The organism is Enterobacter sp. UNJFSC 003 (genome assembly GCF_036903355.1).
GTDB lineage: Bacteria > Pseudomonadota > Gammaproteobacteria > Enterobacterales > Enterobacteriaceae > Enterobacter.
The window spans coordinates 1-246 of record NZ_JBAKHK010000294.1; the positions used below are offsets into that span (position 1 = coordinate 1).

Sequence of the window (246 nt, forward strand, 5' to 3'; positions counted from 1 at the left end):
CGTCGGCTGGTGAACCCGTAAGCCTTCCTCAATAATCTGCAAAACGTTGAGTCGTGGGTTGAGCGAGGAGTTTGGATCCTGAAATACCACCTGAATGCGATGACGAATAGGTAACAGCTGGCGGCGATTTAAATTTTGCAGTGGCTGACCGTCAAAGATGATGCTGCCCTGAGAATTAATCAGTCGCAGCAGCGCCAGTCCCGTCGTACTTTTCCCGGAACCGGACTCGCCCACTAAACCCAGTGT

At 52.0% G+C, this 246-nt stretch carries 1 protein-coding gene; it reads right to left on the reverse strand.

From position 1 onward, the window contains the following. The coding region (locus V5P19_RS24230; protein ID WP_334408079.1) for an ATP-binding cassette domain-containing protein at positions 1–246 on the reverse strand (246 nt) is incomplete at both ends.